32 protein-coding genes are annotated in these 18,013 nt (G+C 63.5%); 18 read left to right on the top strand and 14 right to left on the bottom strand.

Features of this window, described 5'->3' with window-relative positions; translation table 11 throughout:
- Position 1 precedes the first annotated feature (1 nt).
- The 7 genes from IB228_RS11290 (at position 2) to IB228_RS11260 (ending at position 3,847) form a co-directional block, all read left to right on the top strand.
- Positions 2-280: a hypothetical protein gene (locus IB228_RS11290; protein WP_192198525.1), complete on the top strand. Its 279-nt coding sequence runs from the start codon at positions 2-4 to the stop codon at positions 278-280.
- On the top strand, positions 280-531 hold the full coding sequence (locus IB228_RS11285; protein WP_192198523.1) for a hypothetical protein: 252 nt from the start codon (positions 280-282) through the stop codon (positions 529-531). The genes IB228_RS11290 and IB228_RS11285 overlap by 1 nt, the downstream gene beginning before the upstream one ends.
- 41 nt (positions 532-572) lie before the next feature.
- A complete protein-coding gene (locus IB228_RS11280; protein WP_192198521.1) occupies positions 573-710 on the top strand; it encodes a capsid protein in 138 nt (45 codons plus the stop codon).
- Positions 711-763: 53 nt separating this feature from the next.
- The gene (locus IB228_RS11275; RefSeq protein ID WP_192198519.1) at positions 764-901 is read left to right on the top strand and encodes a hypothetical protein; all 138 of its coding nucleotides are present in this window, start codon (positions 764-766) and stop codon (positions 899-901) included.
- A gap of 80 nt (positions 902-981) precedes the next feature.
- Positions 982-2,238, top strand: a complete 1,257-nt coding sequence (locus tag IB228_RS19795; RefSeq protein ID WP_225562400.1) for a hypothetical protein — start codon at positions 982-984, stop codon at positions 2,236-2,238.
- A 1-nt stretch (position 2,239) separates the two neighbouring features.
- Positions 2,240-2,548 carry a phage coat protein gene (locus tag IB228_RS11265; protein WP_192198517.1) on the top strand — a complete coding sequence of 103 codons (309 nt, stop codon included), beginning with the start codon at positions 2,240-2,242 and terminating at the stop codon, positions 2,546-2,548.
- Positions 2,549-3,847, top strand: coding sequence for a zonular occludens toxin domain-containing protein (locus IB228_RS11260; protein ID WP_192198515.1), 1,299 nt, complete (start codon positions 2,549-2,551; stop codon positions 3,845-3,847).
- A gap of 3 nt (positions 3,848-3,850) precedes the next feature.
- Here the strand turns inward: IB228_RS11260 and IB228_RS11255 are convergent, their stop codons facing one another.
- The 3 genes from IB228_RS11255 to IB228_RS11245 form a co-directional block, all read right to left on the bottom strand.
- On the bottom strand, positions 3,851-4,237 hold the full coding sequence (locus IB228_RS11255; RefSeq protein ID WP_192198513.1) for a hypothetical protein: 387 nt from the start codon (positions 4,235-4,237) through the stop codon (positions 3,851-3,853).
- Positions 4,238-4,525: 288 nt separating this feature from the next.
- The gene (locus tag IB228_RS11250; protein ID WP_192198511.1) at positions 4,526-4,777 is read right to left on the bottom strand and encodes a DUF3653 domain-containing protein; all 252 of its coding nucleotides are present in this window, start codon (positions 4,775-4,777) and stop codon (positions 4,526-4,528) included.
- Positions 4,762-5,283 carry a hypothetical protein gene (locus IB228_RS11245; RefSeq protein WP_192198533.1) on the bottom strand — a complete coding sequence of 174 codons (522 nt, stop codon included), beginning with the start codon at positions 5,281-5,283 and terminating at the stop codon, positions 4,762-4,764. The genes IB228_RS11250 and IB228_RS11245 overlap by 16 nt, the downstream gene beginning before the upstream one ends.
- Positions 5,284-5,420: 137 nt before the next feature.
- Here IB228_RS11245 and IB228_RS11240 point away from each other — a divergent pair, with 137 nt between their 5' ends.
- The 10 genes from IB228_RS11240 to IB228_RS11195 all read left to right on the top strand — a co-directional run bounded on the left by IB228_RS11240 (position 5,421) and on the right by IB228_RS11195 (position 10,728).
- Positions 5,421-5,594, top strand: a complete 174-nt coding sequence (locus IB228_RS11240) for a hypothetical protein (protein WP_192198531.1) — start codon at positions 5,421-5,423, stop codon at positions 5,592-5,594.
- A gap of 88 nt (positions 5,595-5,682) precedes the next feature.
- On the top strand, positions 5,683-5,871 hold the full coding sequence (locus tag IB228_RS11235) for a hypothetical protein (RefSeq protein WP_192198529.1): 189 nt from the start codon (positions 5,683-5,685) through the stop codon (positions 5,869-5,871).
- Entirely contained in the window at positions 5,864-6,880 is a 1,017-nt protein-coding gene (locus tag IB228_RS11230) for a replication initiation factor domain-containing protein (protein WP_192198527.1), read from the top strand. Before IB228_RS11235 ends, IB228_RS11230 begins: the two co-directional genes overlap by 8 nt.
- 2 nt (positions 6,881-6,882) lie before the next feature.
- Positions 6,883-7,161 (top strand): hypothetical protein, encoded by a 279-nt coding sequence (locus IB228_RS11225; RefSeq protein WP_192198525.1) that lies wholly within the window; start codon positions 6,883-6,885, stop codon positions 7,159-7,161.
- Entirely contained in the window at positions 7,161-7,412 is a 252-nt protein-coding gene (locus IB228_RS11220) for a hypothetical protein (RefSeq protein ID WP_192198523.1), read from the top strand. Before IB228_RS11225 ends, IB228_RS11220 begins: the two co-directional genes overlap by 1 nt.
- Positions 7,413-7,453: 41 nt before the next feature.
- Positions 7,454-7,591 (top strand): capsid protein, encoded by a 138-nt coding sequence (locus tag IB228_RS11215; protein ID WP_192198521.1) that lies wholly within the window; start codon positions 7,454-7,456, stop codon positions 7,589-7,591.
- Positions 7,592-7,644: 53 nt separating this feature from the next.
- Complete coding sequence (locus IB228_RS11210; RefSeq protein ID WP_192198519.1) at positions 7,645-7,782, top strand: hypothetical protein; 138 nt, start codon at positions 7,645-7,647, stop codon at positions 7,780-7,782.
- Between the two features lie 80 nt (positions 7,783-7,862).
- Complete coding sequence (locus IB228_RS19790; RefSeq protein ID WP_225562400.1) at positions 7,863-9,119, top strand: hypothetical protein; 1,257 nt, start codon at positions 7,863-7,865, stop codon at positions 9,117-9,119.
- 1 nt (position 9,120) lies between these two features.
- A complete protein-coding gene (locus IB228_RS11200) occupies positions 9,121-9,429 on the top strand; it encodes a phage coat protein (RefSeq protein ID WP_192198517.1) in 309 nt (102 codons plus the stop codon).
- The gene (locus tag IB228_RS11195) at positions 9,430-10,728 is read left to right on the top strand and encodes a zonular occludens toxin domain-containing protein (RefSeq protein ID WP_192198515.1); all 1,299 of its coding nucleotides are present in this window, start codon (positions 9,430-9,432) and stop codon (positions 10,726-10,728) included.
- 3 nt (positions 10,729-10,731) lie between these two features.
- Here the strand turns inward: IB228_RS11195 and IB228_RS11190 are convergent, their stop codons facing one another.
- From IB228_RS11190 to IB228_RS11145, 10 genes are all read right to left on the bottom strand, one after another.
- On the bottom strand, positions 10,732-11,118 hold the full coding sequence (locus tag IB228_RS11190; RefSeq protein ID WP_192198513.1) for a hypothetical protein: 387 nt from the start codon (positions 11,116-11,118) through the stop codon (positions 10,732-10,734).
- Between the two features lie 288 nt (positions 11,119-11,406).
- The gene (locus IB228_RS11185) at positions 11,407-11,658 is read right to left on the bottom strand and encodes a DUF3653 domain-containing protein (protein WP_192198511.1); all 252 of its coding nucleotides are present in this window, start codon (positions 11,656-11,658) and stop codon (positions 11,407-11,409) included.
- A complete protein-coding gene (locus tag IB228_RS11180) occupies positions 11,643-12,848 on the bottom strand; it encodes a zonular occludens toxin domain-containing protein (RefSeq protein WP_192198509.1) in 1,206 nt (401 codons plus the stop codon). Before IB228_RS11180 ends, IB228_RS11185 begins: the two co-directional genes overlap by 16 nt.
- A 20-nt stretch (positions 12,849-12,868) precedes the next feature.
- Positions 12,869-13,135, bottom strand: coding sequence for a DUF2523 family protein (locus IB228_RS11175; RefSeq protein ID WP_225562399.1), 267 nt, complete (start codon positions 13,133-13,135; stop codon positions 12,869-12,871).
- A gap of 14 nt (positions 13,136-13,149) precedes the next feature.
- Positions 13,150-14,574, bottom strand: a complete 1,425-nt coding sequence (locus tag IB228_RS11170) for a hypothetical protein (protein WP_192198794.1) — start codon at positions 14,572-14,574, stop codon at positions 13,150-13,152.
- Between the two features lie 162 nt (positions 14,575-14,736).
- On the bottom strand, positions 14,737-15,000 hold the full coding sequence (locus IB228_RS11165) for a hypothetical protein (RefSeq protein WP_192198505.1): 264 nt from the start codon (positions 14,998-15,000) through the stop codon (positions 14,737-14,739).
- Between the two features lie 12 nt (positions 15,001-15,012).
- Positions 15,013-15,234, bottom strand: coding sequence for a hypothetical protein (locus IB228_RS11160; RefSeq protein ID WP_192198503.1), 222 nt, complete (start codon positions 15,232-15,234; stop codon positions 15,013-15,015).
- Between the two features lie 14 nt (positions 15,235-15,248).
- Positions 15,249-15,539 carry a single-stranded DNA-binding protein gene (locus tag IB228_RS11155; protein ID WP_192198502.1) on the bottom strand — a complete coding sequence of 97 codons (291 nt, stop codon included), beginning with the start codon at positions 15,537-15,539 and terminating at the stop codon, positions 15,249-15,251.
- 5 nt (positions 15,540-15,544) lie between these two features.
- Positions 15,545-16,387 carry an adhesin gene (locus IB228_RS11150; protein ID WP_343227071.1) on the bottom strand — a complete coding sequence of 281 codons (843 nt, stop codon included), beginning with the start codon at positions 16,385-16,387 and terminating at the stop codon, positions 15,545-15,547.
- 288 nt (positions 16,388-16,675) lie between these two features.
- Positions 16,676-17,095, bottom strand: coding sequence for a hypothetical protein (locus tag IB228_RS11145; RefSeq protein ID WP_192198498.1), 420 nt, complete (start codon positions 17,093-17,095; stop codon positions 16,676-16,678).
- A gap of 103 nt (positions 17,096-17,198) precedes the next feature.
- Between IB228_RS11145 and IB228_RS11140 the strand changes: the two genes are divergently transcribed.
- Entirely contained in the window at positions 17,199-17,642 is a 444-nt protein-coding gene (locus IB228_RS11140; protein WP_192198496.1) for a hypothetical protein, read from the top strand.
- A gap of 171 nt (positions 17,643-17,813) precedes the next feature.
- On the opposite strand, the gene IB228_RS19940 is transcribed toward IB228_RS11140, so the two are convergent.
- Positions 17,814-17,942 (bottom strand): hypothetical protein, encoded by a 129-nt coding sequence (locus IB228_RS19940; RefSeq protein WP_255431431.1) that lies wholly within the window; start codon positions 17,940-17,942, stop codon positions 17,814-17,816.
- Positions 17,943-18,013 lie beyond the last annotated feature (71 nt).

The following is an 18,013-nucleotide window of genomic DNA, read 5'->3' as shown; positions in this document are numbered from 1 at the left end:
CATGAAAATCACCATCACCAGCGCGCACGTCGATGAAAAGCAATGGTCCAAGGGTGACCGTTCCGGCGTCATCCGCACGCAGGAAGCCGTGGCCGAAACGGCGCTGTTCCGCAACCGCATCCGCCTGGACTTGGGCAAGGAACCGGCCTATGAGCCAGGCGAGTACCGCCTCGACCTGGAAGAGAACGTCAGCGTCGGCGACTTCGGTGACCTGAAGCTGGCGCGCAAGCCCAAGCTGCACCGCGTCGAAACGCCCAAGGTCGTCGCCAAGGCGTCCTGATGGCCATCTGCGTAGCCCTGCAGGCGGACGGCACGCTGGTTCCCACCGGTCAAGCGGTGGAAGCCTGCACGGGCTACGTCCTCGTTTCCGGTGCCGAGCATTCGTTCTATGCGCTCGTGCACCAAGCCTTCGCTGTCCCCACGCCTGAGCAGGCCGCCGGTTGGTTCGTCGGCAGCTGCGGCGCGGTGATGGTCTGGTTCGTCGTGGCGCGCATTGTCGGCAGCGTCGCGAGCGTTTTCACCAAGCACTAGCCGACACATTCCATCCATCAACATCAAAGGGGTAATACACCATGGATTTCTCCGGAATCCTCGAAGGTCTCAGCGCTTCCACCGCCCAGACCGCCATCATCGCGGCGGGCGCCATCATCGCCGGCGTGGGCTTCGTCGTCTGGGCGACCAAGAAGGTGGCGGGCTTCTTCAGCCGCTGATGCACCACGATGGGAGCGACGCGGCGCTCCCTTTCTCTTTCTGGGGGTGAGCGATGGATTTCAGTCAAATACTGGCGAACCTGAGCTGGGCTGACGTGGCGGCCGCCATCTTGGCCGGCGGCGTGGTGATCGCGATGGTCCTGTGGACGATTGTCGTGGTTCGGCAAGTCGCCATGTTCTTCCAGCGGTGAGGGCAGGCGATGATTCTCTGCCTGTTCTGCGGCTTCCTCGGCGCACTGTGCGGCATTGCCGCCGTGAAGGGGCTGGACGCATGAAGCGCTGGCACGCGTGGTTCCTGCTGGCGCTGTCCTGCGTCAGCCCAGGTGCATTCGGTCAGACCACCGTGGACTATCCCGATGAAGGCTCGGCCTATGCCGGCTGCCTGTCCAATGCGGCCAGCGCGCTCCCGTTTCAGGTGAACAGCAACTTGGAGCGTATCGCCTGCTCCGCGTCCAAAATGAAACAGCCGACGTGCGTACTGGTCGGCAGCTCCTTCTACATTCGCGGCGTCAACCGCGACAAGAACAACGGTGACGAATCCGGATCCTGCTTTGAACTCACGACGCAGGTTCCGGGCATCAATCGCCATCGGTTTCAGGCGGGCAAGACCTGTTCCACGCGCCCGCCGATGCTCAATGTCTACTATCGCGGCGAGGGCGGCAGCTGTGCCGACGGTTGCTCGTACGCGGTGGACATTGGTGCCGGCATCACGAACAGAATCATCAAGGTCGGCAACGGCGGCGGCTCCGTCACCCGTGTGGGCCGCATGACGCCCACGGGCGGCACCTGCACGCTGGGTGATGGCATGGTCTCGGTGCAGCCGCAGACCGACGAGCAGTGCCAGCAGCAGGGCAATCTGACCCAGTGTCTGACCGCTGATGGACGCACCTGCGCGGTGGCGTCGAGCGGGAAAAAGTTCTGCTGGGAGCCGACCGAATCGGGCATCAAAGCCTCAGGCAACGAAGCGGCCACCAAGGCGCCGGAAGGCACGTCCATCAAACCGCCGCCCAAGGCGCCGAACAACGGCGGTGACTGGCAGCAGGGCGGCACGGGCACCGTGTCCGTCACCACGGGCGGCGTCACGAACAACTACAACACCACCAACTGGAACAGCAGCTACGGCAATCAGGGTAGCGGCGCCAATGGTGGCGGTGCGGACGGCGAGGGTAACGGCGGATCCGGCGACGGCAGCGGCGAGGAAGGCGAGGGCGATGGTGACGGCTGGGGTGAGCCGGGGGCCGGCGTCGGCGACCTGTACGACGGCACGGACAAGACCATCGGCGGCCTGATGGGCAACTTCTGGGCGCAAATCAACGCCGTGCCGCTGGCGCAGAGCGTGACGCGCTTCATGGGCGTGGGGAACGGCGGTGGTGCGTGCCCGGTGTTTACGGTGGGCGCCACCACGTACTGGGAGACGATGACGTTCGACGCGCATTGCTCCGGAAACTGGCTGGCCGTGCTGCAAGCGATGGGCTGGATTGTGTTCGCCATCGCCTGCTACGTGGCCGTTCGCATCGCGGTGACCTGACATGCTGGAAAAACTGACCAACTGGCTGCGCGAGCAGCTGCTCGCCATCTGGGAAGCTTTCACCCAGTTCCTGTCGGACCTGTTCCTCATCTGGCTGGAACAGCAGCTCAACATGATTGTCTGGGTATTCAGCCACATCCCGGCGCCGGAGGTATTGAACCAGCAATCGCTGGGGAGCCTGCTCGGCAACGCCGGACCGTCCGTGTCCTGGGCGATTGGCATCTTCCAAATCGGCCCCTCGGCCACCGTCATCAGCGGCGCGATGGTGTTCTACATCGTGCGCCGTCTCCTCACGCTGGGTATCTGGTAAATGTGGGTTTTCAACGAAGGCGTGCCGCGCGCCGGCAAGAGCTATGACGCGGTCAAGAGCCACATTCTGCCGGCGCTCAAGCGCGGCCGCCGCGTGTTCGCCCGGCTCAATGGCCTGAAGCACGACGCCATCGCCGATTACCTGAAGCTATCCCGCGAGCAGGTGCGCGAGCTGCTACAGGTCGTGGACAGCAAGGACGTGGTCGCCACGTTCCAGTGTTACCGCGATGAAGCCACCGGCGAGTGGCGGATGCCGGAGCAGTTCAAGGACTCGCTGATTGTCATCGACGAGGTGCATGAATTCTACGTGCAGGAGCGCAAGCCACTGGCGCCGGAGGTGGAAAGCTTCTTCGCGCTGTTCGGCCAGAACGGGGGTGACGGCGTCATCCTGACCCAGTGGTTCAACCGCGTGCACAGCGCGGTGAAGGCGCGCGTAGAGAAGAAAAACAGCTTCCAGAAGCTGTCGGCCGTGGGTATGGAAGGCAAGTACGTGGTCACGTACTACCAGACGGTGGCCGCCGGTAAGTTCGAGAAAATCGGCAGCGCGACCAAGAGCTACGAGAAGGCGATTTTTCCGCTGTATGACGGCTACGCGCCGGGCGCGGACAACGTCGAGGTCTACAAGGAAGGCGGCACCAACATCTGGAAGGCGCTCGCGGTCAAGGGCGGCATTGCGGCGGTGGCGCTGCTGGGCGGCGGCTTCGTGTTCCTGCGGTTCTTCATGGGTGATGGTTTGGTGGAGAAACCCAAGCCGGTGGCGGAAGCGCCGACCGAGGTCTACGACGTGGCCGGCAACTACGTTCGCACCGAGGGTGAGGTCGCAAAGCCGGGGCAGGGCGGCGCCGCGGCGAAGGTCATCGACCCGTACAAGGGGCTGGAACCGGGGCAGCGCTACGTGGCCGAGCTGGCTGACAAAGGGCGTGTCCGCTTAGCGGCCAGGGCGACGATCAATGACCGTGAGCTGGCGGTGGTCGAATGGGTCGATTCGTCGGGTAACACCGTCGAATCGCTGGACCTGACCCAGCTGCGCGAGCTGGGCATGACGGTCACCGGGAAAGCGTTCGGTTTTGAGCTGGTCGCCGGTAGCCACACCATCATCGCCACGCCGTGGCCGCGCGTGATGCCGGTTCGACAGCCCGAGGCCCAGCTCTACAACACCTCCACCGCTGGCGCAGGGCCCGGCACCGTCGCCCTTGCGACCGGAGGGAGTGAGGGCGAGGGTGCCCGGCCTAACACGCCCTACGTCTCCGCTTCAGTGGTTTATGGCACGGCGCTGAGCGATGAGAATCGCGCCAAGTAGTGACTAGCAGTCGGTGTCCGGCAGGTTTTCCCAGCCGCCGGGTATGCGTCGGAACAGTTGTCCGTTGATGCAACGTAGCGGCTCCGGCAAGGTCTCCGGCTGGTCGCGATTTCGGATAGCGGCACGCCGGAGTTCTTCCAGCTTCGCATCTGCCTGGACACGTTGCACCACCTCGGCGTCTTGCTGTTGCTGCCACTGACGCTCAAACGCGGCCGCGCGTTCGGCTTTGCCGGCACGGTTGGCTTCCCACTTGGCGCGCGTCTGCCCGAGCAGGTAAACGCCGCCGCCGATGACGGTGGCCAGCACGGCGCCGACAATCAGGGTCGGCCAGATCGATGGGCGCGCCGGCTTGGTCACGGCAGCGCGATAAGGCGGTAGCTCTCGTTCCATGAAGTTCCCCAGACACTTTCCCCGGGGGCATGGTACCAATTAACAGTTTTCCGGCACGGTCTGTGCCACGCTCGCGCTATGCGGTACAAGACCATCCGACGGCTGTACCTCTGGGCGCTGCTGGCTATTGCGGTGGTGTTGTTGGCGTATGGCGTCTACTGGTGCATGGAGCCGGGCAAGGTGCCTGAGCCGACCACGGACATTCCGCCGATAGAACAATCGCAGCTGCGATAGGCCGACATCGTTCTAGATTTGGGGTGTAGGGGCAGCGCCCCTACGGTGACGCCTTTAGCCGGCCCGGGATCCGAAGCGCTGGGCGTGCCAGTCGGCGAGGTCCACAACAACGACTTTCACCAACCCCTGCGAAACCGCTTTTCGTGACGCGTTCCGATTGCGGGCGGCGGACAGCCGGGCCTCCATGTCCAGCCGCCACGCGATGCCTTTCATGCGCTCCAAGGTGAGCCGGTCGCCCTCGGGCGACACCAGATACCGGCCGCGCTGTTTCCAGCCGTACCATTCGCCGGTCAAATCGACTTGCATGCTGCCAAGCTCCTGTTTTCATCGGGGGAGCTATCGCCATGCAGGAGGCGGTCCAGCAGGAGCCTGAGCAGGGTCCAGTAGTACCGCCAGACCCGGGCCAGGGTGACCCACCTCGCCTTGAACATAATATGCATTGACCCGCTTTCGCCGCCGGACGAGTAGGGCGAAACGTCGATTTGGTGAGCTTTGCCGACGACAGGCAGCGCGAAACCAATTGCGCATAACACGACGGCCGCAGCCGCCCCGAGACGCTTGGCGAGAGCCGCCCAGACCTTCCCAGCTTTGCCTTCTGTGCGCACGGCCTTGATTGCCACCAACCATTGAGCTGGGTCATCTCCAGCCAGCACCGCCATTTCGGCGATGTGTTCCTCATCGGGGTACGCGTCCCCCGTTCGCCACTTGGAGACCGCTTGCCGGTGGACCCCGAAGGTAGCCGCTAGGGCGCTATCCGAAGCGATGCCAGCGCGTGCGCGAGCCTTGTCGATGAGGGTTCCTACGATGCTCATGTCCCGTGTCCGGTTGACAGTTGTCCCGTAGTCAGGTTACATGCGCACTGTCCCGCATGCACGGGACGCCCCTCCCCGGGGGCCGCGATTCCCCCGGGGCAGGGGAACCCAATCGCGAATCGCAAGGGGACATCTCGATGGAAGGACTTCTGATTCTCATGCTGCTGGGCGGCGCTGGCCTGCTCGGCTGGGTCTGGCTCCAACACCTCCGCATCCAAGACCTCGAAGCCTTCTGCGACCAGTTGCATCACGAACGCATCGTCGCCGCCGGCCGCCAGTGGGTGGCCGAAAACCGGGAAGGCGAGGCATGAGCGGCGCCCACCTGGTCTTTGCCCTTTTCTGGTTGGCCGGCATCAGCGCCGCGGCGTGGCTGGGCTACAACGCACGGAGAGCGCGCGGATGAGCCGCCCGACCGACACCGAGCGCGGCGCACGCCTCGCCTACGACGTCGCCATAGAGCGCCTCCAAGACCTGTTCCCGGCCGAGGGGCAGGGCAGGGCGTTCTGGTCGACCATCGCCGACGAATCGGCCGTCACGCTCGCTGAGTGCGCCCTGCTGCGGCAGGCACAGGGGGACGCCCGTGCCTGACACCACTTTTCACCAGTCCGGCCACGCAACCGGACAGGTCGCCGGGTTTGGCCCGGGCAGTAACACGGGCCAAAAGTCCTCCCTGACCGCACCCATCATCGACTTCTGTGTCGCGGTGCTCGACAGCGACAAGGCCAAAGAGACCTTCCGGAAGATGCCCCTGAAAGTGGTGCTGGACTTCGTGTTCGGGACCGGGGATGCGATCCACGTCGGCCCGCTACAGGACCGGGTGTTCAACTTCTACCAGCGCTCCGCGACGATGGTCGATGCCACGGGCAGCGTGTGCGGAAAAATCGGCCTGCGTGATGACGGAGCCATTCAAATCAGCCTGTCCGGTCAAGGCTGCCAACACGTCCCGGATTTCTCCCGGGTTGCCGACATCCTCGACGCGCTTGATGCACGGGTGTCGCACGTCGATATCGCCATCGATGACCTGACCGGCGAAACCTTCGATATCCAGACCTTTATCAATCTCTACGAAGAAGGCGAGTTCACCATGAACGGGCGTCCTCCGCTGGCCCAGCACGTCAGCGACTGCGGTTCCAACAAAGGCTGTTCCTTCTACGTCGGCCAGCGTGGCCACAAGCAGCTGAACATCTACGAGAAGGGCAAGCAGCTGGGCGACCCGGAGTCCAGGCATACACGCTGCGAGCTGCGGCTTTACGCCAAGCGCATTGACCTGCCGAACGACGTGCTGCGCAACCCGGGGCGCTACTTCGGCGCGGCGTATCCAATGCTCGAAGCCTTCGTAGTGGGCGAGGTCGAACGCCTCGGCATCAAGGAACAAATCATCAACGCGTCGGTGAAGGCCGCCGTGAAATTCCTGCGCACGCAGGCCGGCACCACGTTGAATGCGTTGCTCGACGCGCTCGGGGAAGAGCAGGGCGTGGAGTTCATCCGCAAATCCATCCTCCGGACAGATCGCCCCGGGCGGTGGAAGCACATTACCGGCGATCTATCCGCCCTCATCCGGGCACAAATCGAACAATCCCTATCAGAGGCAGCATAACCATGAAAATCACCATCACCAGCGCGCACGTCGATGAAAAGCAATGGTCCAAGGGTGACCGTTCCGGCGTCATCCGCACGCAGGAAGCCGTGGCCGAAACGGCGCTGTTCCGCAACCGCATCCGCCTGGACTTGGGCAAGGAACCGGCCTATGAGCCAGGCGAGTACCGCCTCGACCTGGAAGAGAACGTCAGCGTCGGCGACTTCGGTGACCTGAAGCTGGCGCGCAAGCCCAAGCTGCACCGCGTCGAAACGCCCAAGGTCGTCGCCAAGGCGTCCTGATGGCCATCTGCGTAGCCCTGCAGGCGGACGGCACGCTGGTTCCCACCGGTCAAGCGGTGGAAGCCTGCACGGGCTACGTCCTCGTTTCCGGTGCCGAGCATTCGTTCTATGCGCTCGTGCACCAAGCCTTCGCTGTCCCCACGCCTGAGCAGGCCGCCGGTTGGTTCGTCGGCAGCTGCGGCGCGGTGATGGTCTGGTTCGTCGTGGCGCGCATTGTCGGCAGCGTCGCGAGCGTTTTCACCAAGCACTAGCCGACACATTCCATCCATCAACATCAAAGGGGTAATACACCATGGATTTCTCCGGAATCCTCGAAGGTCTCAGCGCTTCCACCGCCCAGACCGCCATCATCGCGGCGGGCGCCATCATCGCCGGCGTGGGCTTCGTCGTCTGGGCGACCAAGAAGGTGGCGGGCTTCTTCAGCCGCTGATGCACCACGATGGGAGCGACGCGGCGCTCCCTTTCTCTTTCTGGGGGTGAGCGATGGATTTCAGTCAAATACTGGCGAACCTGAGCTGGGCTGACGTGGCGGCCGCCATCTTGGCCGGCGGCGTGGTGATCGCGATGGTCCTGTGGACGATTGTCGTGGTTCGGCAAGTCGCCATGTTCTTCCAGCGGTGAGGGCAGGCGATGATTCTCTGCCTGTTCTGCGGCTTCCTCGGCGCACTGTGCGGCATTGCCGCCGTGAAGGGGCTGGACGCATGAAGCGCTGGCACGCGTGGTTCCTGCTGGCGCTGTCCTGCGTCAGCCCAGGTGCATTCGGTCAGACCACCGTGGACTATCCCGATGAAGGCTCGGCCTATGCCGGCTGCCTGTCCAATGCGGCCAGCGCGCTCCCGTTTCAGGTGAACAGCAACTTGGAGCGTATCGCCTGCTCCGCGTCCAAAATGAAACAGCCGACGTGCGTACTGGTCGGCAGCTCCTTCTACATTCGCGGCGTCAACCGCGACAAGAACAACGGTGACGAATCCGGATCCTGCTTTGAACTCACGACGCAGGTTCCGGGCATCAATCGCCATCGGTTTCAGGCGGGCAAGACCTGTTCCACGCGCCCGCCGATGCTCAATGTCTACTATCGCGGCGAGGGCGGCAGCTGTGCCGACGGTTGCTCGTACGCGGTGGACATTGGTGCCGGCATCACGAACAGAATCATCAAGGTCGGCAACGGCGGCGGCTCCGTCACCCGTGTGGGCCGCATGACGCCCACGGGCGGCACCTGCACGCTGGGTGATGGCATGGTCTCGGTGCAGCCGCAGACCGACGAGCAGTGCCAGCAGCAGGGCAATCTGACCCAGTGTCTGACCGCTGATGGACGCACCTGCGCGGTGGCGTCGAGCGGGAAAAAGTTCTGCTGGGAGCCGACCGAATCGGGCATCAAAGCCTCAGGCAACGAAGCGGCCACCAAGGCGCCGGAAGGCACGTCCATCAAACCGCCGCCCAAGGCGCCGAACAACGGCGGTGACTGGCAGCAGGGCGGCACGGGCACCGTGTCCGTCACCACGGGCGGCGTCACGAACAACTACAACACCACCAACTGGAACAGCAGCTACGGCAATCAGGGTAGCGGCGCCAATGGTGGCGGTGCGGACGGCGAGGGTAACGGCGGATCCGGCGACGGCAGCGGCGAGGAAGGCGAGGGCGATGGTGACGGCTGGGGTGAGCCGGGGGCCGGCGTCGGCGACCTGTACGACGGCACGGACAAGACCATCGGCGGCCTGATGGGCAACTTCTGGGCGCAAATCAACGCCGTGCCGCTGGCGCAGAGCGTGACGCGCTTCATGGGCGTGGGGAACGGCGGTGGTGCGTGCCCGGTGTTTACGGTGGGCGCCACCACGTACTGGGAGACGATGACGTTCGACGCGCATTGCTCCGGAAACTGGCTGGCCGTGCTGCAAGCGATGGGCTGGATTGTGTTCGCCATCGCCTGCTACGTGGCCGTTCGCATCGCGGTGACCTGACATGCTGGAAAAACTGACCAACTGGCTGCGCGAGCAGCTGCTCGCCATCTGGGAAGCTTTCACCCAGTTCCTGTCGGACCTGTTCCTCATCTGGCTGGAACAGCAGCTCAACATGATTGTCTGGGTATTCAGCCACATCCCGGCGCCGGAGGTATTGAACCAGCAATCGCTGGGGAGCCTGCTCGGCAACGCCGGACCGTCCGTGTCCTGGGCGATTGGCATCTTCCAAATCGGCCCCTCGGCCACCGTCATCAGCGGCGCGATGGTGTTCTACATCGTGCGCCGTCTCCTCACGCTGGGTATCTGGTAAATGTGGGTTTTCAACGAAGGCGTGCCGCGCGCCGGCAAGAGCTATGACGCGGTCAAGAGCCACATTCTGCCGGCGCTCAAGCGCGGCCGCCGCGTGTTCGCCCGGCTCAATGGCCTGAAGCACGACGCCATCGCCGATTACCTGAAGCTATCCCGCGAGCAGGTGCGCGAGCTGCTACAGGTCGTGGACAGCAAGGACGTGGTCGCCACGTTCCAGTGTTACCGCGATGAAGCCACCGGCGAGTGGCGGATGCCGGAGCAGTTCAAGGACTCGCTGATTGTCATCGACGAGGTGCATGAATTCTACGTGCAGGAGCGCAAGCCACTGGCGCCGGAGGTGGAAAGCTTCTTCGCGCTGTTCGGCCAGAACGGGGGTGACGGCGTCATCCTGACCCAGTGGTTCAACCGCGTGCACAGCGCGGTGAAGGCGCGCGTAGAGAAGAAAAACAGCTTCCAGAAGCTGTCGGCCGTGGGTATGGAAGGCAAGTACGTGGTCACGTACTACCAGACGGTGGCCGCCGGTAAGTTCGAGAAAATCGGCAGCGCGACCAAGAGCTACGAGAAGGCGATTTTTCCGCTGTATGACGGCTACGCGCCGGGCGCGGACAACGTCGAGGTCTACAAGGAAGGCGGCACCAACATCTGGAAGGCGCTCGCGGTCAAGGGCGGCATTGCGGCGGTGGCGCTGCTGGGCGGCGGCTTCGTGTTCCTGCGGTTCTTCATGGGTGATGGTTTGGTGGAGAAACCCAAGCCGGTGGCGGAAGCGCCGACCGAGGTCTACGACGTGGCCGGCAACTACGTTCGCACCGAGGGTGAGGTCGCAAAGCCGGGGCAGGGCGGCGCCGCGGCGAAGGTCATCGACCCGTACAAGGGGCTGGAACCGGGGCAGCGCTACGTGGCCGAGCTGGCTGACAAAGGGCGTGTCCGCTTAGCGGCCAGGGCGACGATCAATGACCGTGAGCTGGCGGTGGTCGAATGGGTCGATTCGTCGGGTAACACCGTCGAATCGCTGGACCTGACCCAGCTGCGCGAGCTGGGCATGACGGTCACCGGGAAAGCGTTCGGTTTTGAGCTGGTCGCCGGTAGCCACACCATCATCGCCACGCCGTGGCCGCGCGTGATGCCGGTTCGACAGCCCGAGGCCCAGCTCTACAACACCTCCACCGCTGGCGCAGGGCCCGGCACCGTCGCCCTTGCGACCGGAGGGAGTGAGGGCGAGGGTGCCCGGCCTAACACGCCCTACGTCTCCGCTTCAGTGGTTTATGGCACGGCGCTGAGCGATGAGAATCGCGCCAAGTAGTGACTAGCAGTCGGTGTCCGGCAGGTTTTCCCAGCCGCCGGGTATGCGTCGGAACAGTTGTCCGTTGATGCAACGTAGCGGCTCCGGCAAGGTCTCCGGCTGGTCGCGATTTCGGATAGCGGCACGCCGGAGTTCTTCCAGCTTCGCATCTGCCTGGACACGTTGCACCACCTCGGCGTCTTGCTGTTGCTGCCACTGACGCTCAAACGCGGCCGCGCGTTCGGCTTTGCCGGCACGGTTGGCTTCCCACTTGGCGCGCGTCTGCCCGAGCAGGTAAACGCCGCCGCCGATGACGGTGGCCAGCACGGCGCCGACAATCAGGGTCGGCCAGATCGATGGGCGCGCCGGCTTGGTCACGGCAGCGCGATAAGGCGGTAGCTCTCGTTCCATGAAGTTCCCCAGACACTTTCCCCGGGGGCATGGTACCAATTAACAGTTTTCCGGCACGGTCTGTGCCACGCTCGCGCTATGCGGTACAAGACCATCCGACGGCTGTACCTCTGGGCGCTGCTGGCTATTGCGGTGGTGTTGTTGGCGTATGGCGTCTACTGGTGCATGGAGCCGGGCAAGGTGCCTGAGCCGACCACGGACATTCCGCCGATAGAACAATCGCAGCTGCGATAGGCCGACATCGTTCTAGATTTGGGGTGTAGGGGCAGCGCCCCTACGGTGACGCCTTTAGCCGGCCCGGGATCCGAAGCGCTGGGCGTGCCAGTCGGCGAGGTCCACAACAACGACTTTCACCAACCCCTGCGAAACCGCTTTTCGTGACGCGTTCCGATTGCGGGCGGCGGACAGCCGGGCCTCCATGTCCAGCCGCCACGCGATGCCTTTCATGCGCTCCAAGGTGAGCCGGTCGCCCTCGGGCGACACCAGATACCGGCCGCGCTGTTTCCAGCCGTACCATTCGCCGGTCAAATCGACTTGCATGCTGCCAAGCTCCTGTTTTCATCGGGGGAGCTATCGCCATGCAGGAGGCGGTCCAGCAGGAGCCTGAGCAGGGTCCAGTAGTACCGCCAGACCCGGGCCAGGGTGACCCACCTCGCCTTGAACATAATATGCATTATGCGAAATTGAGCGTTGGAGGCGTCGCCGCCGCCGGGGCCGCCCTGTTGGGCCGTGGATGCAGGCTGCTTAGGGCCTTTGTACGGGTTATAGGCCGGACCCCACCGCGCCATCAACTCGCACTGCGCCATGGGCAGCAGGTAGCGCGTGCCCTGTTCGGTCTTGCAGTTGCAGCTACGGTCACCGCCTTCGCCGCTGGCCATGCAGTACAGCTCCGGCTCGGCCTTCACTTCGCGGGCGTCATAGGCCGGGGCTGACCATGGCTTTTCCGGGATCCGTGCCTTCTCAAACCGCAGGTATTCCTGGGCGTTGGCGAAGCTGCGCACGGGCGTGGCGCTGCCGGCGCCGAACAGGCTAAACCCACTCTTGGGCGCCTTGCCGGCGGACGGGTTCTTTGCTGCGGCTTCGACGGCAGGCGCCGGCGCTTCATCGTCCCACCACCACTTGGACACCGACCACAGCGACCACACCCCGACAATGCCGGCACCGACGAACAACACCTTCGACAGGTAGTGCTGCCATGGCTTCTTCGGCTTTTTCAGGTGCACGAACGCCGAATCAAAATCACCGAAGTGGGCCTCCGGGTATTTCCATTCAATGTACTGCCCACGCGAGCGCGTCCCCAGCGACTTCACGTCATCAAAGCACTCGGCGAACTTGAAGATGCGCGCCGCGTTGTTGCCCCACGCCACCAGATGCTCATGTTCGGAAATCAGCGAGCGCAGGTGCGAGTCAATGTAGCTGGGTGATTGCGTAATCAGCACGAGGTCCACGCCTTGATGCCGATGCGTTTCCAAGTCCTCGACCTCGCGCGGAATCTTCTGTCCCGCCGAACGTGCCCGCCAGACCTGTTGCGCCTCATCCACGAACAAGACCGAATTCGGTGGTAACTCGCGCCACCGACGCGGGTCCGGGAACTGCTGAGCAAACGGGACGCGCAGATTGGTGAACCCGCAGGCGAACACCTGCACGCCGTCAGCATGGTACTGGTACATGCGCTCAATCGCGCGAACGGACTTGCCCGCGCCGTTAGCGCCGGTGATGAGTCTGAGCATGGCTTACCCCTGAGAGAACGTTACGCGGCTTTCTTGCGCAGCTTCAGCGCCTTGCCTGACGCCGCCGTAGCATAGGCCGACATAACAATCGTGACGTACTGGTCGATGCGCAAGTAGCCCATGAGCGCCACAAGGTCACCCGGCGCACCGGCCAGCGAGGTCTGCACATAGTTGAGCATCGGCCCGACCACAAACTCTTGCGTGACGAGGTTCAACCCAAGGAACGCCAGCCCAGCCAAGACCCACTGTCCGACCCGCGTCCCCACCAACCGCGACAGCGCGGCCATCAACCCTGCCCACATCACTCACCTCCCCCGGCGATGGCCGCACCCAGTATCCGGGACGCTTTCCAGTAGCCATAAAACATCACCAACAAGCCAATAGCCGCCAGAACGCCGCACGTGCCCGGCGACGCCCCGCCGGGCAGCGAGGCGAAGAATTCCGAGGTCAGCAGGGGGCAGGAACCACCGCCCAGCCACCCCGACGCATCGAGGTCGGCCATGTCAAACGGCCGCTCGCTGATGCCCACGTAGTCATCAGGCTGCAACGACTCGCCCATGTCATCAGCGCCCTCCGCATCTTCCATCGCGCAGCGCAAGCGGTGCTGTTCGCGCAGTACAGCGCAGGTGACCACGTCAGAACCCGTGCACACGTAAGGCTGTTGACAGGTACCCCCGCCCGCGACAGACCCCGGCTCTTCGCCGGGGTCCTGTCCGTTGCCGCCCGCACACAGGGCTTGACGTTGGACGAACAGCTGCGCGCAGGCTACGGCGTTGCCCTTGCAGTTGTAGCCCGCATTGCAGTCACCTGGACTACCGGTGACCTCGCCGCCCATGTTCTCCACGGCACACCGGGTCTTCCACATCTGGAAATTCGTATTGCAGGCGATGCCATCGCCCTTACAGGTTGGCGGTGCTTTGCAGTCACCGCCACCGCCGGCCGTGTTGTCCGTTTCATCGCCCTGCCCTTCATCCTCGCCATTGGTCGGATCCTCCGGCGCCGTATCCGCGTTATCGCCGATGCCATCGCCGTCCGTGTCTTTCCACTCGTTCGGGTCATTGGGGAACGCATCTTCATCGTCGGGTACGCCGTCACCATCGGTGTCGACCTCCGGCGGTGTGCCTTCACTGCACAGGTTGCCGCTGGCTTCGTAATACGAACCGCCGGCCGAAATCACCCAGTCATACGTGCAGCCTTGATGGCAGACCGTGCTGTTGCCACCGGCCGGAGGTGCGGTCCACGTGAACTCGTCCGGACGCCCCGCACACGTCTTGCCTGCGGGCCACGAGTGCGTCAGCACGTTGGGCACGTACGTCCGCAAGTCGAAACAGCTACCCGACTGGTCGTTGTTGTTCTTGTCTCGGTTGACACCGAATATCACGTACGTGGTGGCACCGGATTGCTTGCACGTATCCTGCGCGAGCTTGGACTCGCGACACCCGATGCGCTCTAGATTCGCGTTGACCTGAAACGGCAGCACAGCACCGGCATTGCCATAGCAGCCCGCATACGCTGCGCCCTGGTCTTCATAGGTGACTGACTGCGCCTTCACCGTCGATGCCCACATGAGCAGCATCAACACCGTCAGCACGCCCGCTGCCATCGACGGACGACGCGCAATCGAGGTGGGCGGCAGGAAGTAGCACAGCACGACGCAGCTGATGGCCGCCAGCGCGACCGCCCACGACTGCGCCGCATAGCCACCCACCGCGTCCAGTACTTGCATTTCGCGCTCAGTCATCGTCGCCCCCATGCGGCAAGCCAATCCACGCCGCGCCCAACAGCGCCAGCATCACCACGTAACCGAAGTAGTCCCCGAACTCGCCCATACCCCACCTCACCAACAAGAAGCCCCCCAGCAACCGCCGGGGGGCGTGGAACGGCACCGTTAGGCGCGACGCGGCATCTTGGCGACCTTGATACCGACGATGATCATCGACATGAGCAGGACGAAGCCGATGATGGGAGCCGCCTTGCCCTGCAACCAGCCTTCGGCCGCCGCCATGTCGGCCGGGTAATCCGCCGCCGTCTGGGCCATGGCCGAACCCACGGCCACCAGCGACAGGGACGACGCGACGAACACCTTCTTGGCGAGCGACTTGGCACGGTCACGCAGCGACAGCGCACGGGTTTCCTTGTTGTTGCGATTCATAAAACACCTCTTTCAGTAACGAGTGGACGCGCTCTTTCTCAACACCGGGCCGAACACCGCCGCCGCAAACCAAATCACCACGATGGCCCCGGACAACATCAGTCCGTGTTCCGCCGAGAGCTTCGGGATGGACGAGGGCTTATCGACCCAGACAACGGCGGCGCACTGTCCGCTGCCTTCGTCAAAGGCGGTGCAGGCCATGTACTTTTCAACCACAGGAACCGGAACGGTCATGGCCTGCCCTCCCCTTACTTCGCTGCCGGCTTGGCTTCCGGCACCAACTTGAAATCGAACCGGTTGATTTCGAGGTCTTTGTATTCACCGACGCGGATGGACGCCGGGTCCAGGTCGTAGAAACCGACCGGATACGCGACAGGCTTGTCACCGTCCATCGGCGGCGCGAACTCAAAGCGCTCCGGATACTTGTGGCCGTTGTGCAGGTAGCCCTCTTGGCGATGAATCGTGTATTCCTGCCCGGCTTTGCTCTTGCCCGAACGGGTGTTGATGGTGGTATCAGCGATTTCGATGCGCAGATGCATGAGCGTTAGCCCCTATGTGAAATGAAATGGGTGTCACCTTCAGGAGTCAGCACCTCGATATGCCCCCGGTGACTTAGGGCGATGCCGTCGCCGGTGAATCCGGCATAGTCGTATGGCGAAAAGAACCACCAGCCCGCCGCGAGACCGGATTTAAGAACCCAGCCCGCTTTACGGATGATCTGTTCGTGCACGAAGCCGTTTCCGTAGCGCACGGTCTTCACCACGCAGGTGTAGACGCGCTTGACCGGGTGGCTTTCGTGGTGGATGAGACCTTTCAGCCAGCGCGGAGCCTGCGCGAACGCAACATCAGCGCGCTCGACCATCTTCAAGCCGCCGTAGCCCCACAGGCGCGCACCCTTCGGCAGGTGACGCCCCGACTTGGTTTCCTGCTTACTGGCGTACTTGGTGATATAGCCGACCGGCGAACGCGCATACACCGCTTGCGTCATGCCGTGCGGCCACCAGCCCTGCCTATCCGGCAACGGCGGACGCACACCGCGCGGGAGCCAAATCACCATGTGGTAGTGAGGCCGGCCAATCTCGGTTAGCTCCATCACCCAGACGTAGTGAAACGCGCAGCCTTTGCCGTTGCGCTTGAACCACTCGCGGTAATGCTTCACCAGTGCGGAGAGCTGGCCTTCCTGCCACTGCCCATCTGCCCGATACGTGAGCGTGACCAGAGCGGTGCGATAAGGACTAAACCGGCTGAATTTCCCGGCTTCGGTCAGTTCCGGACGGCCATACTCCGAAGCGAACTTTTCATCAATCGCCCAGGCGGCAGCCTTCACACCACGCGCCAAAGAAAAAAGGCGCTTCTGTTTCATTTGGCCGTTGGTGACCTCAAGCACGGGCCACCTCCCCACTACTCTTGTCACTTGTTGAGTAAAGAGACAAGCCCACGCCGCGGCCTTCGGCCGCGGCGCGCACACCCCGGCAGGAGAACGCCGTTAAATCGACCTCAGTCAGCAGCCACGCGCCGAGGTCACCCGGCAATGCGTACTGCCAGCACAGACGCGCTCTACGCCACGCACAGCGCCACACCTCGCGAGGAAGCACCCGCGACACATCACTGAGAGGAAGACTCCCCTGCGCGGGCGCTGGGCCCGTGCCACGAGCGCGGAACACAGCATCCGCACTCATGTCCCGGACCTCGATGATGGTTCGTCGTCATAGCCGTAGAACCGCGCTTCATCGCATGGGGCCATGTCCTCCACGCGGAGATAGCCGTCAGCATCGCGATACGCCTCAAACGGGGAATAAGGTGGGATAGGCGGCACGTCGGCCGGTGGCCGGCTGGGCAGGGGTAACCCATCGACGTAGCCGCCTAGGGAGGGTCCACCCCTCCCCTGCCGGCCATCCGCCGACAGTCCCGAGACTGATGCAAGGAGGAGCGCCTCTCGACCTGGCGCATCCCTCCTCCACCGGACATATGCCACGACCCGTCCGACGACGATGGCGGCGAAGAACAACACGACGGCGAACAGCCCGCCGAGGAACAGCAGCGTGTACGGATGCTGCAAGAACAGCACGACCCGCACGGTCTCAAAGAACCCCATGGGACACCCCCGGAGCCGGACCCCTTCCGGCCAGATGCGCTAAGAGGGTTAGCGCACGGCGGCGATTACACTAAGGGTGTTGACATATGTCAAGGGGCTTAGCATGGAATCCACAACCGTTCGTCTGCTAGATGCGTGGAAAGCGAAACACGCCATCGAATCCGACTACGCCGCAGCCAAAGAACTGGGCGTCACACACGGCACGCCATCGAACTGGCGAGCAGGTCGCAGCCATGCGAAAGCAGCACTCGCAGCCCGGATGGCCCGTGATTTGGGCCTTGAAGAACTAGCGGTCCTCGCCGCCATCGAGGCCGACAGAGCGCACGAGGGAGAAGACCGTAGGGTGTGGCAGCGCCACGGCCGCGCGGCCTTCATGGCGCTTCTGTTGGGGCTCTCGGTGGGCTTGCCACAGGCGGGGTCTGCACGGCAGCTGTCTCAGCTGGACCCGCTATCAGGGCAGTTGAAGAATCAGAACGCCCCATTATGCGAAATAAGAGGCGGGTCCGGCGGACATGGCTTCGGGCGGCTCGCGCCTGGCGCTACTTGATTGCCTCCAAGGAAACGCCCCGTCGTCGCCCAACAACCACCTAGTTGTCGACCAACAATCGCCCGCGTTTCGTAGTCCACCGAGAAAACGCCCGGACGAACAAACAACCACTGACAAGTCGAATGCGGTTTCGAGTCCCGGGAGCCTTGATAGCGCCGAGTCTAGAGATCCTTACCTGCCGCACTCCAACAGCTTGTCACGGATGTTGGCTTCAAGGGTGCTCTGCGACCAGCCGCCGGCGATGGCCTGCTCGGCGTAGCGCAGGCGCTCAGCTGGATCTTCGAGTCTGGTTAGCAGCACGTTGCGGCCCCAAGGCAACAGGCGACCAATCCCTGCGAGCAGCCAGCCATTCGTACTCCCCGTACAGCCGG

It is taken from the genome of Pseudoxanthomonas sp. PXM04, from assembly GCF_014851695.1.
In the GTDB taxonomy this organism is placed as follows: domain Bacteria; phylum Pseudomonadota; class Gammaproteobacteria; order Xanthomonadales; family Xanthomonadaceae; genus Pseudoxanthomonas_A; species Pseudoxanthomonas_A beigongshangi.
The sequence above is the reverse complement of the archived record's forward strand: the minus strand, read 5'-3'. Positions and strand labels throughout refer to the sequence as shown.

Excerpts from the sequence above, each read along its gene's own strand:
- IB228_RS11240 (WP_192198531.1), top strand. The coding sequence starts at position 5,421 with ATGGAAGGACTTCTGATTCTCATGCTGCTGGGCGGCGCTGGCCTGCTC.
- IB228_RS11180 (WP_192198509.1), bottom strand. The coding sequence starts at position 12,848 with ATGCTCAGACTCATCACCGGCGCTAACGGCGCGGGCAAGTCCGTTCGC.
- IB228_RS11275 (WP_192198519.1), top strand. The coding sequence starts at position 764 with ATGGATTTCAGTCAAATACTGGCGAACCTGAGCTGGGCTGACGTGGCG.
- IB228_RS11140 (WP_192198496.1), top strand. The coding sequence starts at position 17,199 with ATGGAATCCACAACCGTTCGTCTGCTAGATGCGTGGAAAGCGAAACAC.
- IB228_RS11225 (WP_192198525.1), top strand. The coding sequence starts at position 6,883 with ATGAAAATCACCATCACCAGCGCGCACGTCGATGAAAAGCAATGGTCC.
- IB228_RS11190 (WP_192198513.1), bottom strand. The coding sequence starts at position 11,118 with ATGGAACGAGAGCTACCGCCTTATCGCGCTGCCGTGACCAAGCCGGCG.
- IB228_RS11290 (WP_192198525.1), top strand. The coding sequence starts at position 2 with ATGAAAATCACCATCACCAGCGCGCACGTCGATGAAAAGCAATGGTCC.
- IB228_RS11265 (WP_192198517.1), top strand. The coding sequence starts at position 2,240 with ATGCTGGAAAAACTGACCAACTGGCTGCGCGAGCAGCTGCTCGCCATC.
- IB228_RS11145 (WP_192198498.1), bottom strand. The coding sequence starts at position 17,095 with ATGGGGTTCTTTGAGACCGTGCGGGTCGTGCTGTTCTTGCAGCATCCG.
- IB228_RS11285 (WP_192198523.1), top strand. The coding sequence starts at position 280 with ATGGCCATCTGCGTAGCCCTGCAGGCGGACGGCACGCTGGTTCCCACC.
- IB228_RS11245 (WP_192198533.1), bottom strand. The coding sequence starts at position 5,283 with ATGAGCATCGTAGGAACCCTCATCGACAAGGCTCGCGCACGCGCTGGC.
- IB228_RS11185 (WP_192198511.1), bottom strand. The coding sequence starts at position 11,658 with ATGCAAGTCGATTTGACCGGCGAATGGTACGGCTGGAAACAGCGCGGC.
- IB228_RS11215 (WP_192198521.1), top strand. The coding sequence starts at position 7,454 with ATGGATTTCTCCGGAATCCTCGAAGGTCTCAGCGCTTCCACCGCCCAG.
- IB228_RS11170 (WP_192198794.1), bottom strand. The coding sequence starts at position 14,574 with ATGCAAGTACTGGACGCGGTGGGTGGCTATGCGGCGCAGTCGTGGGCG.
- IB228_RS11165 (WP_192198505.1), bottom strand. The coding sequence starts at position 15,000 with ATGAATCGCAACAACAAGGAAACCCGTGCGCTGTCGCTGCGTGACCGT.
- IB228_RS11210 (WP_192198519.1), top strand. The coding sequence starts at position 7,645 with ATGGATTTCAGTCAAATACTGGCGAACCTGAGCTGGGCTGACGTGGCG.
- IB228_RS11195 (WP_192198515.1), top strand. The coding sequence starts at position 9,430 with ATGTGGGTTTTCAACGAAGGCGTGCCGCGCGCCGGCAAGAGCTATGAC.
- IB228_RS19790 (WP_225562400.1), top strand. The coding sequence starts at position 7,863 with ATGAAGCGCTGGCACGCGTGGTTCCTGCTGGCGCTGTCCTGCGTCAGC.
- IB228_RS11235 (WP_192198529.1), top strand. The coding sequence starts at position 5,683 with ATGAGCCGCCCGACCGACACCGAGCGCGGCGCACGCCTCGCCTACGAC.
- IB228_RS11200 (WP_192198517.1), top strand. The coding sequence starts at position 9,121 with ATGCTGGAAAAACTGACCAACTGGCTGCGCGAGCAGCTGCTCGCCATC.
- IB228_RS11160 (WP_192198503.1), bottom strand. The coding sequence starts at position 15,234 with ATGACCGTTCCGGTTCCTGTGGTTGAAAAGTACATGGCCTGCACCGCC.
- IB228_RS11155 (WP_192198502.1), bottom strand. The coding sequence starts at position 15,539 with ATGCATCTGCGCATCGAAATCGCTGATACCACCATCAACACCCGTTCG.
- IB228_RS11255 (WP_192198513.1), bottom strand. The coding sequence starts at position 4,237 with ATGGAACGAGAGCTACCGCCTTATCGCGCTGCCGTGACCAAGCCGGCG.
- IB228_RS11220 (WP_192198523.1), top strand. The coding sequence starts at position 7,161 with ATGGCCATCTGCGTAGCCCTGCAGGCGGACGGCACGCTGGTTCCCACC.
- IB228_RS11250 (WP_192198511.1), bottom strand. The coding sequence starts at position 4,777 with ATGCAAGTCGATTTGACCGGCGAATGGTACGGCTGGAAACAGCGCGGC.
- IB228_RS19795 (WP_225562400.1), top strand. The coding sequence starts at position 982 with ATGAAGCGCTGGCACGCGTGGTTCCTGCTGGCGCTGTCCTGCGTCAGC.
- IB228_RS11260 (WP_192198515.1), top strand. The coding sequence starts at position 2,549 with ATGTGGGTTTTCAACGAAGGCGTGCCGCGCGCCGGCAAGAGCTATGAC.
- IB228_RS11280 (WP_192198521.1), top strand. The coding sequence starts at position 573 with ATGGATTTCTCCGGAATCCTCGAAGGTCTCAGCGCTTCCACCGCCCAG.
- IB228_RS11175 (WP_225562399.1), bottom strand. The coding sequence starts at position 13,135 with ATGGCCGCGCTGTCGCGGTTGGTGGGGACGCGGGTCGGACAGTGGGTC.